The following is a 17,528-nucleotide window of genomic DNA, read 5'->3' on the forward strand; positions in this document are numbered from 1 at the left end:
CGTGCAAAGCAGTGAGCGGGAGAAAGTTTCAAGTTTTAAGGGGAAATGAGGGTATGGGGTTCGGGGTACGAGGTACGGTGAAATTTTCAAGTTTTAAACAAGAAGGCAAAAGTAAGCATTTCCAAAAACTTTTTTCACAAAATCATTCGGAAAAATGCTGTGCTCGATGATAAAATATCCGGCTGGTTTTATCAAAACTGACGTCTGATGTCTGCTCTCTGGTTTCTGGAATGGTAATGGGGTTTATTGACTATAATGACGCAGCTTGAAAGTTTCGGGATATCGATCGATTTAATAAAGAATATAGCTGTTGATGTGATAAGAAGGTTTAAAGTTATAAGAAACAGATAGTAAAGAGTAAGAAGAAAAGAGTAAGAAGAAAAAAATCGTTTATTCGTTGAATCGTTTAATAGATTGTATGATTAAATTAAACATTTAAACCGTTCAACTTTTTCTTTAGAGTGATATACTATAACGCGTATATTGGAAGCTTATTATCCAGATGTTCTCTCAATCTTAAAACCATTCAGGGATTAAATGTCTTTATTGTTGATTTGAATGAAAAGGAATTCAAGATATAAAGACTGCCTGAAATACATGCTTTAATTGGAACGGTTTTGGTAGTTTTATTGTTAAATTATAGATAATTTATCCGTACAGATTACATTTTTACCTGGAGAATAATAATATGAGTTCAACAGAAATGAAAGAAAAAATTATTAATGATATCAAAAAGCTTCCGGAAGATTCTTTGGAAGAGATTATGGATTTTATTTCATTCAAGTTATCGCGAATTAATCATAAAGATACACCTGCTCAACCTGTTCAGAAAAAAGCGGATTCATCAAAAGATCCATTAGTGGAATATATTGGCAGCATTGAACATGGTTCTCTTGCTAAAGATATTGATAAGGAACTTTATGGGACGTCGCATTGAAAATTTTTATTGATACATGGGGATGGCTTGCTCTCGGTGATAGAAAAGAAAAACGGCATCAAGAAATTAAGACTTGGTATTCAACAATTCATTTAAATGCTGGTATGATATATACAAGTGATTATGTTCTTGATGAGACCTTTACATTGCTTTTTCGTCGCCTTGATTATAAAAAAGCAATACACTCTTTAGAATCAATTCAGGATTCTGTTCATAAACATTTCATAAAAATAATATGGATGAATCCATCTCGTTTTGAAAAAGCAAAAGAATTGAGGCGTAAATTCTCGGATAAACCTTTGATCTCTTTTACTGATTTGACATCTATGGCTATTATGTCTGAATTTGAAATAAATGATATTCTGACAGAAGATAGTCATTTTTTACAGGTGGGTTTAGGATTTAAAAGAATACCTGAAGATTAATTCAATGAAACAAAAACATGGTCGGTTGCACAGAAATTCAAGACCTGTTCATCAGTAAGGCTAAGGTCTAGTGGGGCGATTATCAAATAAATTAGCAGATTGAAAAGTAAAAAAACGTTTAATTGTTCAAAAAAGTTAAAGCCGGATAAACGATTAAACCCTTAAACAGTTCAACTTTTTCCCAATGCCCGATTTCACCCTAAAAATCTACCAAAAATTACTCCGGTCTTTTGCCGACATTCCCGTTCTCACCTTTGAAGCCTTTGTACAGAATCCGCAGCAGTCCGGCATCATTTTGCGCCATGACGTCGACCTGCGTCCGGATTACGCGCTGGCGATGGCGCGGCTGGAAGCGGAATATGGAATTCGGGGCACGTATTATTTTCGCATTGTGTCTGAGAGCTTTCAGCCGCAGATTATCAGGCAAATTGCAGAGTTGGGGCATGAGATTGGGTATCATTATGATGAAGACATAGACTTTATAGTAAAAAGTATAAAGAAAGTAGAAAGAAAGCTTCAAGTGTTAAGGAAAAAGGTAGTAGAGAGTATGGAGTAGGGAGCGGGAATAGAAATTTGCGGTTTCGGAGGACCGGGGATATTATTCGGGCGATTGAAGGTGGGCGGTTTCCGGAGCGGGCGATGATTACAGTGCATCCGCAAAGATGGACGAATAGGGCTTTGCCCTGGGTGCGGGAGTTGGTTTGGCAGAATTTGAAGAATGTGGCAAAAAAGGCGTTGGTGTTGATAAAACAGAGAGCAGAGGGCAGAGATCGGAGGTCAGAGAACAGAGGTCAGAGAACAGAGGACAGAGGACAGAGAACAGAGGTCAGAGATGCAACAAATATTTTTGACATTGATGGGATTTTATAATTTGTAAATATAAAGAAGGGGGCTAGTGCCGTGAGGATTAATTCTGCAAAGGATTTAATGGTTTATCAAAAGGCTTATCAACTTGCAATGGTGATTTTTGAAATAAGCAAATCCTTTCCAAAGGAAGAAAAATATGCTTTAACCAATCAAATTAGACGGTCGTCGCGATCTGTTTGTTTGAATTTAAGAGAAGCTTGGCTTCCAGCTTGTAGAGTTTAAATGTTTGTTGTCTATGCTATCAAAAGTTATTCTACCGGCAGAGTATATATTGTTTTAATAAATAAAATAACCCGGTCAAAACTAAAAGTTTGCTTGTAAATGAGGATATGCAAGATGCAGTCAATAAAACAAGTTTGCGCAAGAGGCATCATAGAACATCGATCATATTCGGTAAAGCGCTTGACATTTGATAGAAAAAACGTTATTATAATGACGTTTTTCATGTAAATACGGTCATTATAATAACGGAATTTATGTTTTTCCCAAGAATATTAGAACGTACTGTGTGTGACACGTTGAGACCTGGCAAGGTCGTGTTACTGCTGGGGGCGAGACGAGTTGGTAAAACGGTTCTGGTTCGTCGTATTGCGGATCGGTTTGCCTCGGAATCGATGTTACTGAATGGTGAAGATCACGTCACGTTTGAGCTGCTGAAAACGCGCAGTATTGATCGGTATAGACGATTGATTGGTTCGAAAACACTCGTCATTATCGATGAGGCTCAAAAAATTGAAGGAATTGGCGTTATTGCCAAATTGATGATTGACGAAATCCCCGGTTTGCGCATGATTTTAACGGGTTCGTCTGCTTTTGATTTGAGCAATCGTTTTGGCGAGCCGCTGACAGGGCGAAAAATTACCGTTCATCTCTATCCATTGTCATACCTCGAGTTCTCACAAAATGAGTCCATACTGGAGACGACGAGTCGTCTGGAGGAGCGGATGGTTTTTGGCTGTTATCCGGAGGTGTGGCAGTATAATGACCGACAGGCGCGAATTTTATACTTGAACGAACTGGCGCAGGACTATTTGCTCAAAGATATTTTGCAATATGAAGGTATTCGTAGTGCCTCCAAAATATCCGATTTGTTGCGATTGATCGCCTTCCAGATCGGCAAAGAAGTATCGTATGATGAATTGGGACGCCAGCTTGGATTGACGAAAAACACGGTGGAAAAATATCTTGATTTGCTCACTAAAGTGTTTGTTTTATTCAAGGTGCGCGGGTTCAGCCGCAATTTGCGCAAAGAAGTGAGTAAAAGCAGCCGCTGGTATTTTTATGATACCGGCATCCGCAATATTTTTACGACGAATTTTAACGAGCTTGCGTTGCGACCGGATGTTGGTGAATTGTGGGAGAATTATGTCATTGCCGAGCGTTTGAAAGCCCTGGAGTATAGACAGATTTTCGCCAATACTTATTTTTGGCGAACCTATGACCAACAGGAAATTGATTGGATTGAAGAGCGGGACGGCCGTCTGTTTGCCTATGAGTTGAAATGGGGGATAAAAAAGTTCGCGTTCCCGCGGCATGGGATAAAGCGTATCCGGATGCGACTTTTCAGATTATTCAGCCGGATAATTATACTGAATGGCTGGAAAGTTAGGGAAAACTGATGGATATTTATAGATCAGCGGTCAGAGGGCAGAGGGCAGAGGGCGGAGGACAGAGGTCAGAGGTCAGAGGGCAGAGGTCAGAGGGCAGAGGTCAGAGGGCAGGGGGCAGAGGTCAGAGGGCGAAGGACAGAGAGTCAGAGATCAGAGGTCAGAGGACAGAGGTCAGAGGTCAGAGGGCGAAGGACAGAGAGTCAGAGATCTGAGATCAGAGGTCAGGGGTCAGGGGGCAGGGGGCAGTAAAAGACTGACGTCTGATGTCTGTTCTCTGTTTTCTGAAATGGTTTGGCGGTTGGCCATGGAGTTGGCTGTAGATGTTTACAGGATAACAGATCATGGAGAATTCAAGCGGGATTTTGATGAATTGAACCTTTCAACCGATCAACATTTAAACTTTAGCTCTGCTGAAGAAATTAATTTTTCTTTAATGTTGTTTAAATATAACCCGATAATTATAAAAATAGAGTTTTGAAAATATCGCATTAAATTAATAATGGCGAATATAAGACGTCAAAAATTACAAGAGATTTACAGGCATCTGAGAAAACCCGAAATGACATTTATTGTCGGGGCCCGTCAAGTCGGCAAAACGACGATGATAAAGCAGCTGATTCAAATGCTGCAAAGAACAGAAGAAAAACTGTTGCTTATGAATGAGATTTATGAGAGCTATTTGAAAAAGTCATTCAGTTAAATCAAACCACGGTAAGATTTTTGCCCTATTACAAACTATATGACAAAAAAGGGTTAAGTCTTTAAACTGCTTTTATGGGTATGAACTGGGAGGTACTCGGAGGACAGAGGTCAGGGGTCAGAGAACAGAGGGCAGTAAAAGACTGATGTCTGATCTCTGGTTTCCGGAACAGTCTGGTGGTTGTTTTGTTAAATGAAATGTATTTTGGTTTCAAGAAAATAATTGTTATTATGTGAAAAACACGCGTTTAAAATTTTCGTAGAGTTGAGCAATGAAGACTCAAAAAACAATGCTTGCGTCAATAAAAATTGAAAGAAATGATGATGGTTTTTTAGCGTCTATTCCTGATATTCAGGGAGCTTTTGCCGAGGGAGATACCATTGAAGAAGCGATATTTAATTGCATAGATGTCATAAAGATGATTATTGAATACCGTAAAGAAAGAGGAGAAGAATTGGGAATCCAGGCATTTAATTTTTCAAAAAGCAATTCTTTAACATTTTCGGTGCCTGGCGGAATATAAAGATGGGGAAACTGGTAGATAAATTTCAGAGTTGCTCTTTATCGGGTTTGTGGAACCTTTTGTTTGATAAACAATAACTGATACGGAGATTAAGAAATGACCAGACTATTAAAAACGCCTCTTGTTCTTGAACCGCAAAAAGAGGGTGGATGGACAGTGACGAGCCCTGTTTTACCGGAGCTTGTAACAGAAGTTGATGATCTTGCGGATTTGCAACATGTTGTTTCAGATGCTATTCATGCTGTTATAGAGTTATATAAAGACATGGGCAAACAGATTCCCGCCGGTCTGGTTGAGAATTCTAATTCTCCTGTCTCGTTTGAATCACTGATTCCGTCTGACGTATGACATATCGTGAGCTTGTAAAACGATTAAAGAAACTTGGGTGCTATGAGATTAAGCGGAGAGGAAAAGGGTCTCACAGGAAATGGATAAATCCCGTATCGAATAAGGGAATGGTTATTCCGGATTGGGGAAGCAAGGATTTAAAAGTCGGTACATTAAAAGGCATATTAAAGCAATTGGATATCGATAATGATGATTGGGAGAAAACAGGTTAGATCATAATATATCAGAGATCAGAGGACAGAGGACGGAGGTCAGAGGACAGAGGACAGGGGGCAGAGGGCAGCGGACAGAGATCAGAGGTCAGAAGTCAGCGGTCAGAGAACAGAACAGAGGGCAGTAAAAGACTGACGTCTGATGTCTGATTTCTGGAATGGTTTGGCAGAATTTGAAGAATGTGGTAAAGAGAGCACTGGTGAGGAGAAAGTTTTAGGGAAAACAGAGGTCAGAGGACAGAGGTCAGAGGTCGGAGAACAGAGGGCAGTAAAAGACTGACGTCTGATGTCTGTTCTCTGTTTTCTGAAATGGTTTGGCAGAATTTGAAGAATGTGGTAAAGCGCATCATTTCACGATGTCGTTTGACGGACTCGACTCTTTTTTTCCGAGGCAGCGTTATAAAACGGTTTGTTTCGACGGGGCCCGGTTCTTTTAGCAGAACCGATTCTGAGGGTGGAGAACAGAACCTCTGCATACGTGCACAAAACATCTATTGCCTTTTATTCCGATTTTATTTAGATTTTATGCAGGTGAACAAGTAGAAAAATAAAAGTTGGTTTTGCCGGCTATCATCACCTGAATGGTTCGGCATCACATCATAGCGCTGGAATCAGGTTCTATGAAAACAAAACATGATATTATTGACTCTATACCAACGGCGGCTGAAAAATATTTTTGGGATTGTGATATTAGCGAGTTATCCATGAGAGAGCATCATCAATTTATTATCGAACGAATTTTAAACTTTGGTGATGACGATGCGGTGCGATGGCTATTCGATCATACGAACCGGGCGCAGATAAAAAACGTCCTTCACAATAGCCGGAATCTAAGCGAAAAGACCAGGAACTTTTGGAACATCATGATGAGTTGAAAAATCACTTTTTTTACGAGATCTTGCCCCCGTCTCAGAGAACGCTGCTAAATGACTTGGCTCGGCAGGAGTGGCTGGGCTCATTTTACCTTGTCGGCGGTACAGCGCTGGCATTGCATATCGGGCATCGGATTTCTATTGATTTTGATTTTTTCTCCCGGAATGAGTTTAACAATCACAACGTCATGCGACATTTATCTGATCTTGGGGAATTTGATTTGTTTGAAGAGGGGCGTGATACGATCCATGGCTCTCTTAATGGCGTCAAACTGTCATTTCTACGCTATCGCTATCCCGTCATAAAGCCCTTACATCCGCTACACTTTTTAAACTTGGCTGATATTTTTGATATCGCGCTTATGAAACTATCAGCGATTTCCGGACGGGGTGCAAAAAAAGATTTTATCGATTTTTATTTTTTATTGCAGCGTTTGAACCTCACCGAACTTTTAGCGGCTTATTCGGAAAAGTATGGTGAGGGGGTGAGTCATCATTATCATTTATTCAAGTCTCTTGTTTATTTTCAAGATGCGGAGCATGAGCCGATGCCACGGATGATACAACCTGCCGAATGGGCTGACGTTAAACGTTTTATGGTACAAACGGTAAAAGAGATTGGGTTTTTCTGATTGTGCCGGAAAGCTTAAGCCAAAGATCATGGAGCAGATTGCCGGGATGGGGCATGAGGTTGGCTATCATTATGCGAATGTTGATTGACTAAAACAATAATTGTTATTTTTTTTGTTGACTATAATAAACCAGGAATTAGATTGCTTTGTATATTTCTTTATTTGTGGAGTTTATTGTTATGAAATTTGTCGAGTTAACCGCTGTGGTGTGGAAAGAAGAAGGAGGATATGTTTCTAAATGTCCTGAATTGGGTGTGGCGAGCTGTGGTGATACTGTGCAGGAAGCTCGAATTAATTTAAAAGAAGCTGTCATGTTATTTCTTGAAAATGCCAAAATTATCGGGTTGATGGATGATATAAAAGAGAGTTTGTCGGCGAATGAAAAGTATACAACTTTGTTTGAGATTCCGGCATGACAGCCTCTGGTCGTCTGCCGTTGGTATCCTCAAAAGAAATAATCCGTGTACTAATTTGAAAAATATGCCTCTTTCAGTTTCTTTGAAAAGTGCTGTATGATTCAATTAAAAAAAAGTGCTGTGTCGATGAGATAATGGGGTTCATCGATTATTATGACGCAGCTTTATGCATTGCCAAACGAGATATTGGTATAAACGATTCAACCATTCAACATTTAAACAGCAATAACAGGGGGGAAATAGTGCGAGAAAATTGCGAAAGGAATACCTCAAAGAAAAAACCGATTCATCTCATCATCGATCATCGTGAACATGCCAGTCGTTTGGTCAGTGAACTTGACTCTTGTTTGGATTGTTTTTTATGGAAATTCGGGCACTTTAGTTGCGGCGACTATCTCGTAGAACACAAATTTTTGATTGAACGAAAGACCTATTCTGATTTTCTGAATTCTATAAAAGACGGACATTTGTTCAGACAGGCCTATGCGTTGAGTTGCAGCGATTATCGTTCTGCCGTTATCGTTGAAGGCGGGACTGCTGAGAGGAGAACCAGTACTATTTCCCGACAGGCTGTGCTGGGCGCTCTGGTGCATCTCAAGTTGATACCGGGTATTCCCGTGTTTCGCACGAGAAATGCCAAAGAAACCTTGCAACTGTTTTGTTTTTTAGGGCGACAAATTAAAAGACCGGATTTTCAAATCAGAACCATAACACCGCTCCTGCATTTACCTGCAAACAGCCTGAACAATGCGCAACGCCAAAAAATCAAACTCTTGCAAATGATCCCGGGACTGGGCAGTAAAAAAGCAATGGCCTTGTTGCGAAAGTTTGGATCGATTAAAAAAATTGCTTGTGCCTCAACAGACGAGTTGATTACGGTGGCGGGGATTGGGAAGAGGTTGGCCGAGAATATTTTGGGTGTTTTTTGCGAGGAATATTGAAAAGTCAAGTGAGAAGAACGTTTAAAGTTTTAAGCGAGGGAACACATCAAAAACTTGTTTCACAAAATCAGCTCGGAAAGATGTTGGGTTTTATGATGACGAAATCAACTAACTTTAAAAACTGACGTCTGACTTTTGATGTCTGACGTCTGATCTCTGTCTTCTGGAACAGCCTGGTGGTTGTTTTGTTAAATGAAAAGCATTTTGGTTTTCAAGAAAATATTTGTTATTATGTAAGGAAATACGAGTTTAAACAGGATTTGAATAGACGATTCAGCCGTGAGTGAAAAATGGAACATGCCAGATATATCGTGACACATTTCGATAAAGTAGGTGCTTTAACATTCCGATTTTTTTGATGACAATACCATTCAAACTATAAATTTTGAACCTGTATTACACGGTCCTTTATATGGTGTACTACAAGATGAAAACGTGTTTGATAAAGTAAGCTTTGATCCGGAAGCACATACGCTGGTTTGGCCCAACGGCATCAACTACTTTGATCCGATGCATCAGTGATTGGCCGAAATTTGAGAAAAGTATGAAAGAAATAGTTGAGCGCAGTGTAGAAAATGTGATTAGAGATTAAGTGTGGAAAGAAGCAAAAAACGTTCATTTTTTTAATCAATATCGCAAGGGGCAGTTGGAAGACTCCATTTCTTATTCAGAATGGTCAAATGATTATCAGCATTATCTTGGTCTTCGGGAATAACTTGAGCGATTGATCGATCATGTTGCATGACAATAATTTTCTCATCACTGCTTATTATATCGATAAAATTAAAAAAGGTGAATTGCTATGGAAAAAGAAATAAAAGTTTGGTTTGATAAAGAAGCAGATTATTTAACAGATTTAAACATTAATTACAGGGGGCGTTGTGCAAGAAAATCGAGAATTGAACACCGGCAGGAAAAAGCCGGTTCATCTCATCATCGATCATCGCGAACATGCCAGTCGTTTGGTCAGTGAACTTGGCTCGTGTTCGGATCATATTTTATGGAAATTCGCGCATTTACGGTGCGGCGACTATTTGATAGAACATAAATTTATAATTGAACGAAAAACTTATCCTGACTTTTTGCTGTCCTTGAAATCCGGGCATTTGTTCAGACAGGCATATTATCTAAAAAACTGCAGTCACCACTCTGCCATAGTCGTGGAGAGTGTGAGTCCTAAAGAACGATATTGCAAACTAACTCGACAAGCATTGCTGGGTGCACTGGTTCATCTAAAGTTGATTGTGGGTATTCCCGTGGTTCGTACCCTGAACGCAACTGAGACACTACGAATGTTTTATTATTTAGGTCAGCAAATGCAGCATTCCGACTTTCAGATCAGAACAATATCACCCATGATCCATGTGCCTGGAAACAAACTCGAGAAAAATCAGCGGCAGAAAATCAAACTATTACAAATGATCCCGGGCGTGGGCAGTAAAAAAGCCATGGCATTGCTTCGAGCATTTTAGATGGATATAAAAAGTATTGCTTGTGCGTCAAAAGACGAGTTGGCTGCTGTGTCGGGGATCGGGAACAAGCTGGCCGGGAATATTTGTGGTGTTTTTTGTGAGGAATATTAAACAAGTTCAAGTGAGAAGAAAGTTTTAAGCTTTAAGGATAAAAGGGGGCTATTATGTATCGATCTTATGAGGATTTGGATGTATGGAGACGGAGTTGTGAACTGGCTATCACTGTAATCCGTCTTTTCCATGATTGCAAAAACTTTCCGATCAAAGATCAAGTAACAAAATCAGCCTTTTCAGTACCCAGTAATATTGCCGAAGGCGCTGAACGAGACTCACGTCTGGAGTTTATTCGTTTTCTCAATATCGCCAAGGGAATATCTGCTGCAGAATTACGAACTCAACTCTATATTTGTCAGACAGATCAATATTCTTCCCGATCAAAAATTCAAAGCACTCTATTCCGAACTGAGCGGAATTTCTGCCACGCTTCAAGGCCTGATCAAATATTATCGTAATAAAAAATAGGGTAAGGTTAAGTACATAACTTAACCACTTAAAACTTAACCACTTAAAACTCAAAGAGCAGATTATGAAAATACTCCTAACAGGGCCTGCCGGCTCCACCCGGCTACCGACACCTCGTCCGTCATTTATTCAGAAACCGGAAACGTCTTTGCAGAGCGCGGATTGGCCGGGGAGATCATTGGACATCGTCGGTCTGGATGTGATCAATGATTATTACGATCTGCGCGTTAAATACGGACGTCTGCAGCAGTGCGGACTGCCGATGCAGAAGATTCGCACGCATGAGATAGCCCGGAGTGAGAAATGGGGCAACTACCGCTTTATCAAACTGGACCTCACTGATCAGCGGCGGCTGTTTGATCTGTTTGAACAGGAGCAGTTTGATATCGTGGTACATCTGGCCGCCCAGGCCGGGGTGCGTTACAGCGTCGCCGCCACCGGATTCCTATCTCAAGAGCAATGTCATCGGCTTTCATCATATCCTGGAAGCCTGCCGGCATCACAACGTCAAACATCTGGTCTATGCCTCCAGCAGCAGCGTGTATGGCTGGAACGAGTCGCGGCCGTTTTCCACATCCGACAATGTGGATCATCCCATCAGTCTGTACGCAGCCAGTAAAAAATCCAATGAACTGGTGGCGCATGCCTACAGCGCGCTTTACGATCTGCCGTGCACGGGACTGCGCTTTTTTACCGTTTACGGTCCCTGGGGACGGCCCGATATGGCCCTGTTTCTGTTCACCGACCGCATCCTGAACAAACAGCCCATCGATGTGTACAATCACGGCGATATGCAGCGCGATTTTACCTATGTGGATGATATTGTCGAGGGCATCAAACGCGTCATCGAGCGGCCGCCGCAGCCGAATCCGGACTGGGACGCGGCCAATCCCGATCCCGGCAGTTCGCGGGCGCCGTACAAGATCTATAACATCGGCAACAATGCGCCGGTCAAGTTGATGGACTTTATTTCAGCGCTGGAAACGGAACTCGGTATGGAGGCGCAGAAGAATTTGCTGCCCATGCAGCCCGGTGATGTGCCGGCCTCGCACGCCGATGTCTCGGATCTGATGCGCGACACCGGTTACAAACCGAATACGGATATCAAAGACGGTATCCATCGGTTTATCGAATGGTATCGCTGGTTCTATCATGTATAGCGGATGCCTAAAGGCGGTTCAATATTGACTTTGGGAGAAAACGCAAAAGAATTTATCGCCGGGATGCGGCGCCGGCTGCGGGAGCCCGGCTATTCGCAGCCCAATATAGATTTATTCCAGGTCGCGCGTTTTCATCGCTGTTTGCCCTGGTTTTCCCCCTGTGAGTTCAATCCAGCAGAGCGGGATTATTGGTATAGGTCTCTGGCGCGGTACACACGCCTGACCCGCGAACTGGGAACGATATTACAAGAGTTTGAACAACATCGCATTCAATATTTCCCGTTCAAGGGACCGGTGTGGCAGCAGCTGTTGGCGCCCGGGTTGCCGTTTCGGCAATGTACCGACCTGGATGTTTTTGTCCATCCGCATCAAAGCTACGAGGCATTTGACCGGCTGCAGACATTGGGATATCTGAACGTCTATGATTTAACAGCCGTACAATTGCAGACTCTGGTATCCCGGGTGTTCAGCATGGAATTCAGACACAAAAAGAATGGTTTTGTCATTGATCTGCACTGGGATATTACCGAAGGTTATTGCCGCCAGCCTTTTTCCGACGATGATCTGAGACATCTGACAAAACAATCCCGGAATGAACAAAACAGCGCGTTTGATGATTCTGTTATCCTGTTTATGGTTTTGATGCACGGCGCCAAGAACCATTATGAAAAATTGATCTATGTGGCGGATCTGTTCTGCTGGCAGTGGCAACACCCGAACTGGAACTGGGAACACGAAGTACAGCGCTACAAAAAGACCGGTCTGTTGCGGTTTTTAACGGTCGGATTTGGGATTGACACACGCCTTGCTGGACTCATCGCTGCCGCAACCTGCGCGCCGGGCTCTGAACCGGGACAAAACGGCGCGCCGACTCGTCGCGGAAATAAAACAGAATTTTGAACAGGGTATACTCAAACGCCGGTCCCGCAGTCAGGCGTTGCGGTTCCAATATCAGTTCCGTCAGGGACTCGCCCAGACACTCTATTATACCGGGTTTCGCATGACCCCGAAAAAAACCGACTGGATAAAGGCGCCGGATGCGAATTTATTGACCGCTCTGCTGAATCGATTAAAAAGGGTGAAAAGTCTGTGGTCAAACGTCAAGCCGGGATCGCGAATACTACGAACCCGACACAACCATAGGGGGCTTTAGCGCCCTTTCATGACAGAGCCCACGGACGGTCTCCGCCTGCCGGCTGATTCATTCGTCGTCTGCAGGAAGCAGCACACAGCCTGTCCCGACTCTCGGGCCTGTCCCGAGCATCGGGAGCCTGTCCCGACTCTCGGAATCTGTCCCGTAGGGACAAAATATCTATAGAACCCATGCGAACCCAAAAAAGCGCCCCGTCAGGGGTGCCATATGCCGGAACCGTCAGTCAACGCTGCAAACGATCGATTCCGGGATGTTCTGAAAAGGGTTTCTCACACCCTGATTAAAATTGGTCCGATTGCGTCCCTACGGGACGCCGGTTTTTGTTTGATGGATATTGCTATAGATATGCCGTCCCTGCCGGGACGGGGATTGTGCAAAATTTCATCAGACCGGGTGTTTCGCGGATTTGTAAATGCCTGGTGTTGTAAACTCGATATTTCATTGCAAGGGTAATTTGAACTTTACATGCCCTTCATTCATGACACCTCACAAACCTGTCCCGACGATCGGGCCTGTCGCGAGCATCGGGAGCCTGTCCCGTAGGGACAAAATATCTATAGAACCCATGCGAACCCCAAAAAAGCGCCCCGTCAGGGGTGCCCTATGCGGAAAAAGGCAGGCAACGCCGCGAACGATTAATTCCGGGATGTTCTGAAAAGGGTTTCTCGCACCCTGATTAAAATTGTTCCTATTGCGTCCCTGCGGGACGCCTGTTTTTGTTTGATGGATATTGCTATACGATATGCCGTCCCTTCCGGGACGGGGATTGTGCATCATTGAAGATTCAGCATATTGAGTGTTTCCCGGATTTGAATATGCTGTTTTTTGGCAAAATTGACAATGCACATTCGCAGGATGGTTTGCGCTTTCGCCACGCACAAAAACCGAGACCTGGCGCTGCGTCTGCCGCCACAAATTTATACGTAATCTTGTCTGTTTTTGCGTGGACACAGCGATGCGCCCCGCGCCACTATTCCATTCAATGCCGTCGACGCACCTGTCCCGAGCATCGGGACCTGTCCCGGTTATCGGGACCTGTCCGGAGCATCGGGGCCTGTCCCGACTATCGGGAATCTGTCCCGTAGGGACAAAATATCTATAGAACCCATGCGAACCCAAAAAAGCGCCCCGTCAGGGGTGCTATATGCGGGAAAAGGCAGGCAACGCTGCAAACGATTGATTCCGGGATGTTCTGAAAAGGGTTTTTCACACCCTGATTAAAATTGTTCCTATTGCGTCCCTGCGGGACCCCTGTTTTTTTTGATGGATATTGCTATAGATATGCCGTCCCTGCCGGGACGGGGATTGTGCGAAATTGAAGAATCAGCATATCGAGTGTTTCCCGGATTTGAATATGCTGTTTTTTGGCAAAATTGACAATGCACATTCGCAGGATGGTTTGCGCTTTCGCCACGCACAAAAACCGAGACCTGGCGCTGCGTCTGCCGCCACGAATTTATAGGTAATCCGTGGACACAGGGATGCGGCCACTATTCCATTCAATGCCGTCGGCGCACCTGTCCCGTAGGGACAAAATATCTATAGAACCCATGCGAACCCCAAAAAAGCGCCCCGTCAGGGGCGCCATATGCCGGAACCGTCAGTCAACGCGGCAAACCATTGATTCCGGGATGTGCTAAAAAGGGTTTTCCACACCCTGATTAAAATTGCTCCTATTGCGTCCCTACGGGACGCCTGTTTTTGTTTGATGGATATTGCTATAGATATACCGTCCCTACCGGGACGGGGATTGTGCGAAATTTCATCAGACCGGGTGTTTCGCGGATTTGAAAATGCCTGGTGTTGCAAATAGCGGCGCGTGATTGAACTACGGTCTGCGCTGCTGCCACAAATTTATACGTAATCTTGTCTGTTTTTGCGTGGGCACAGCGATGCGTTCCACGCCACTATTTCACTCAATGCCGTCGGCGCACCTGTCCCGTAGGGACAAAATATCTATAGAACCCATGCGAACCCAAAAAAGCGCCCCGTCAGGGGCGCCCTATGCGGGAAAAGGCAGTCAACGCTGCAAACCATTGATTCCGGGATGTTCTGAAAAGGGTTTTCCACACCCTGATTAAAATTGTTCCTATTGCGTCCCTGCGGGACGCCTGTTTTTGTTTGATGGATATTGCTATAGATATACCGTCCCTGCCGGGACGGGGATTGTGCAAAATTTCATCAGACCGGGTGTTTCGCGGATTTGTAAATGCCTGGTGTTGCAAATAGCGGCGCGTGATTGAACTACGGTCTGCGCTGCTGCCACAAATTTATACGTAATCTTGTCTGTTTTTGCGTGGACACAGCGATTCGCCCCGCGCCACTATTCCATTCAATGCCGTCGACGCACCTGTCCCGACTATCGGGCCTGTCGCGATTATCGGAGCCTGTCCCGGTTATCGGGAAGCTGTCCCGTAGGGACAAAATATTTATAGAACAAATGCGAACAAATAAAGCACCCCGTCCGGAGTGCCCTATGCCGGAAACGGCAGGCAACGCAGCAAACCATTGATTCCGGACTATGCTGAAAGGGATTTTCTGCACCTTGATCGACATGGCGCCTATCGCGTCCCTGACGGGACGCCGGTTTTGAACGACGACGGTTGCTATAGATATGCCGTCCCTTCCGGGACGGGGATTGTGCATCATTGAAGATTCAGCATATCCAGTGTTTCGCGGATTTGAATATGCTGTTTTCGGCAAAATTGACAATGCACATTCGCAGGATGGTTTGCGCTTTCGCCACGCACAAAAACCGAGACCTGGCGCTGCGTCTGCCGCCACGAATTTATAGGTAATCCTTTTACCTGGTAATCCGTGGACACAGGGATGCGGCCACTATTCCATTCAATGCCGTCGACGCATCTGTCCCGATTATCGGGCCTGTCCCGATTATCGGGAGCCTGTCCCGACTATCGAGAATCTGTCCCGTAGGGACAAAATATCTATAGAACCCATGCGAACCCAAAAAAGCGCCCCGTCAGGGGTGCCATATGCCGGAAAAGGCAGTCAACGCAGCAAACCATTGATTCCGGACTATGCTGGAAGGGATTTCCCGCACCTTGATCGACATGGCGCCTATCGCGTCCCTGACGGGACGCCGGTTTTGAACGACGATGGTTGCTATAGATATGCCGTCCCTTCCGGGACGGGGATTGTGCATCATTGAAGATTCAGCATATTGAGTGTTTCCCGGATTTGAATATGCTGTTTTTTGGCAAAATTGACAATGCACATTCGCAGGATGGTTTGCGCTTTCGCCACGCACAAAAACCGAGACCTGGCGCTGCGTCTGCCGCCATGAATTTATAGGTAATCCGTGGACACAGGGATGCGGCCACTATTCCATTCAATGCCGTCGGCGCACCTGTCCCGTAGGGACAAAATATCTATAGAACCCATGCGAACCCAAAAAAGCGCCCCGTCAGGGGTGCTATATGCGGAAAACAGCAGGCAGGGCGGCAAACGATTGATTCCGGGATGTGCTGGAAATCATATTCTTGAACACATTGGACAAAAGATTTAAACCCTTTTTGGATCATGTTTTATCCGGGTTAGAAGCCGAAAGTTTTGATAGATTCAGATTGTAAACGCTTAAACAATTAAACCTTTCAACGAGTGCAACACTATGGTTTACCTGTGGTTTACCTGTGGTTTACCTGTTGATTTCCCGACCTTGCACCTTTGACTTTTAGACTTTACGACTTGCGACTATTATTCGACATTTGCCACCCCGCCGAAGTTCACCATTTCCGGCACCTGTACCGGTCTCTGAAAAAACGCGGCTGGACCGGTTTGTTTGCGGCGCGCGACAAGGACGTGACGCGGCAATTGCTGGCGGCGTACGATCTGCCGGCCGTGATCTGGAGCGAACCGGGACAATCGGTGTTAAAAAAAATAGCCGGTATTCCGCGCGATCTTTATGAATTTTATCATATCGTGCGTACCTTTAAACCCGACGTGATGCTGAGCACCGCCTCGCTGCACAGCAGCTGGATCGGCGGCTTGTTGAACATTCCGCACATCGCCTGTCTGGATACCGAGCACAGAGTCGGCCTGGATCGGCTCACGTTGCCCTTTGTTACGGTCAAACTGGTCAGTAACAGCTATCAACGCAGACTCGGCGGCCGCACCCTGCGATACAACGGCACGCATGAATCGGCTTATCTGCACCCGGATCGGTTTCAGGCGGATTTGGGAGTGCTGAAAGAACTGGGTGTTAAAGATCAAGACTATGTCATGGTTCGGTTTGTGGCCTGGAATGCGTTCCATGATCATCGGGGAGACGGTATGACCGATCGACAACGGATTGACCTGGTGTCTCTGATTTTAAACCACAAAAAGGTGTTTGTTTGCGCGGAAAACGATCTGCCCGCCGACCTGCAGCCGTACCGGTTCCCGTTGCCGCCGCATCGGTTTCATCATGCTTTGGCGTTTGCACAATCCTGTATCAGTGAGGGAGCGACAACCGCGGCAGAGGCGGTATGGGCGGGCACGCCGGCGGTGCTGCTGAACCCGTTTGAACTGGGATATATTCAAGATGCGAAACACTATGGGGCTCTGGTGCAAAAAAAGGCTTTCACGGACACGAATCCCGATTTTTGGGAAAATTGGCTGATCCGGTCAAAATCCGGGTACCGGCATGCCATCCAGACATACCGGCGTGATCATATTGATTCTACGTTATTTATGGAACGGTATTTGCTCTCATATGAATGAACTGGAAAACGAACTTTAT

The 17,528-nt window shown here is 44.5% G+C and carries 19 protein-coding genes and 3 pseudogenes; 21 read left to right on the forward strand and 1 reads right to left on the reverse strand.

All coding sequences use genetic code 11. From position 1 onward, the window contains the following. The first annotated feature begins 688 nt into the window (after positions 1-688). From U5R06_04005 to U5R06_04100, 20 genes and pseudogenes are all read left to right on the forward strand, one after another. A complete protein-coding gene (locus U5R06_04005) occupies positions 689-937 on the forward strand; it encodes a hypothetical protein (GenBank protein ID MDZ7721997.1) in 249 nt (82 codons plus the stop codon). After that, positions 934-1,362: a PIN domain-containing protein gene (locus U5R06_04010; protein MDZ7721998.1), complete on the forward strand. Its 429-nt coding sequence runs from the start codon at positions 934-936 to the stop codon at positions 1,360-1,362. The genes U5R06_04005 and U5R06_04010 overlap by 4 nt, the downstream gene beginning before the upstream one ends. Positions 1,363-1,546: 184 nt before the next feature. Beyond that, positions 1,547-1,918 carry a hypothetical protein gene (locus U5R06_04015; protein ID MDZ7721999.1) on the forward strand — a complete coding sequence of 124 codons (372 nt, stop codon included), beginning with the start codon at positions 1,547-1,549 and terminating at the stop codon, positions 1,916-1,918. 371 nt (positions 1,919-2,289) lie between these two features. Beyond that, positions 2,290-2,430, forward strand: a pseudogene (locus U5R06_04020) (four helix bundle protein). A 275-nt stretch (positions 2,431-2,705) separates the two neighbouring features. After that, positions 2,706-3,838 (forward strand): annotated as a pseudogene (locus U5R06_04025) (ATP-binding protein). Between the two features lie 299 nt (positions 3,839-4,137). Beyond that, positions 4,138-4,317 carry a hypothetical protein gene (locus U5R06_04030; GenBank protein MDZ7722000.1) on the forward strand — a complete coding sequence of 60 codons (180 nt, stop codon included), beginning with the start codon at positions 4,138-4,140 and terminating at the stop codon, positions 4,315-4,317. Positions 4,318-4,810: 493 nt separating this feature from the next. Then, positions 4,811-5,062: a type II toxin-antitoxin system HicB family antitoxin gene (locus U5R06_04035; GenBank protein MDZ7722001.1), complete on the forward strand. Its 252-nt coding sequence runs from the start codon at positions 4,811-4,813 to the stop codon at positions 5,060-5,062. Positions 5,063-5,158: 96 nt separating this feature from the next. Then, entirely contained in the window at positions 5,159-5,410 is a 252-nt protein-coding gene (locus tag U5R06_04040; GenBank protein ID MDZ7722002.1) for a type II toxin-antitoxin system HicB family antitoxin, read from the forward strand. Next, positions 5,407-5,622 (forward strand): type II toxin-antitoxin system HicA family toxin, encoded by a 216-nt coding sequence (locus tag U5R06_04045; protein MDZ7722003.1) that lies wholly within the window; start codon positions 5,407-5,409, stop codon positions 5,620-5,622. Before U5R06_04040 ends, U5R06_04045 begins: the two co-directional genes overlap by 4 nt. Before the next feature lie 620 nt (positions 5,623-6,242). After that, on the forward strand, positions 6,243-6,497 hold the full coding sequence (locus U5R06_04050; GenBank protein MDZ7722004.1) for a hypothetical protein: 255 nt from the start codon (positions 6,243-6,245) through the stop codon (positions 6,495-6,497). Continuing rightward, complete coding sequence (locus U5R06_04055; GenBank protein MDZ7722005.1) at positions 6,476-7,126, forward strand: nucleotidyl transferase AbiEii/AbiGii toxin family protein; 651 nt, start codon at positions 6,476-6,478, stop codon at positions 7,124-7,126. The genes U5R06_04050 and U5R06_04055 overlap by 22 nt, the downstream gene beginning before the upstream one ends. A gap of 179 nt (positions 7,127-7,305) precedes the next feature. Continuing rightward, positions 7,306-7,542 (forward strand): type II toxin-antitoxin system HicB family antitoxin, encoded by a 237-nt coding sequence (locus U5R06_04060; protein ID MDZ7722006.1) that lies wholly within the window; start codon positions 7,306-7,308, stop codon positions 7,540-7,542. A 242-nt stretch (positions 7,543-7,784) separates the two neighbouring features. Next, positions 7,785-8,483 carry an ERCC4 domain-containing protein gene (locus U5R06_04065; protein ID MDZ7722007.1) on the forward strand — a complete coding sequence of 233 codons (699 nt, stop codon included), beginning with the start codon at positions 7,785-7,787 and terminating at the stop codon, positions 8,481-8,483. 881 nt (positions 8,484-9,364) lie between these two features. Continuing rightward, positions 9,365-9,955 (forward strand): ERCC4 domain-containing protein, encoded by a 591-nt coding sequence (locus U5R06_04070; GenBank protein MDZ7722008.1) that lies wholly within the window; start codon positions 9,365-9,367, stop codon positions 9,953-9,955. Between the two features lie 164 nt (positions 9,956-10,119). Then, positions 10,120-10,467, forward strand: coding sequence for a four helix bundle protein (locus tag U5R06_04075; protein MDZ7722009.1), 348 nt, complete (start codon positions 10,120-10,122; stop codon positions 10,465-10,467). A 191-nt stretch (positions 10,468-10,658) separates the two neighbouring features. Continuing rightward, positions 10,659-11,637 (forward strand): annotated as a pseudogene (locus U5R06_04080) (NAD-dependent epimerase/dehydratase family protein). Positions 11,638-11,640: 3 nt separating this feature from the next. Continuing rightward, entirely contained in the window at positions 11,641-12,537 is an 897-nt protein-coding gene (locus U5R06_04085) for a nucleotidyltransferase family protein (protein MDZ7722010.1), read from the forward strand. A 37-nt stretch (positions 12,538-12,574) separates the two neighbouring features. Beyond that, positions 12,575-12,790 (forward strand): hypothetical protein, encoded by a 216-nt coding sequence (locus tag U5R06_04090; protein MDZ7722011.1) that lies wholly within the window; start codon positions 12,575-12,577, stop codon positions 12,788-12,790. A 207-nt stretch (positions 12,791-12,997) separates the two neighbouring features. Then, positions 12,998-13,243 carry a hypothetical protein gene (locus tag U5R06_04095; protein ID MDZ7722012.1) on the forward strand — a complete coding sequence of 82 codons (246 nt, stop codon included), beginning with the start codon at positions 12,998-13,000 and terminating at the stop codon, positions 13,241-13,243. A gap of 362 nt (positions 13,244-13,605) precedes the next feature. Next, a complete protein-coding gene (locus U5R06_04100) occupies positions 13,606-13,875 on the forward strand; it encodes a hypothetical protein (protein MDZ7722013.1) in 270 nt (89 codons plus the stop codon). Between the two features lie 1,895 nt (positions 13,876-15,770). Here the strand turns inward: U5R06_04100 and U5R06_04105 are convergent. Beyond that, positions 15,771-15,956, reverse strand: a complete 186-nt coding sequence (locus tag U5R06_04105; protein ID MDZ7722014.1) for a hypothetical protein — start codon at positions 15,954-15,956, stop codon at positions 15,771-15,773. 518 nt (positions 15,957-16,474) lie between these two features. On the opposite strand from U5R06_04105, the gene U5R06_04110 reads away from it, so the two are divergent. Further along, positions 16,475-17,509 carry a DUF354 domain-containing protein gene (locus tag U5R06_04110; GenBank protein MDZ7722015.1) on the forward strand — a complete coding sequence of 345 codons (1,035 nt, stop codon included), beginning with the start codon at positions 16,475-16,477 and terminating at the stop codon, positions 17,507-17,509. Positions 17,510-17,528: the final 19 nt, after the last annotated feature.

The sequence above is a fragment of the candidate division KSB1 bacterium genome (assembly GCA_034521575.1).
Taxonomy (GTDB): domain Bacteria; phylum Zhuqueibacterota; class Zhuqueibacteria; order Residuimicrobiales; family Krinioviventaceae; genus JAXHMJ01.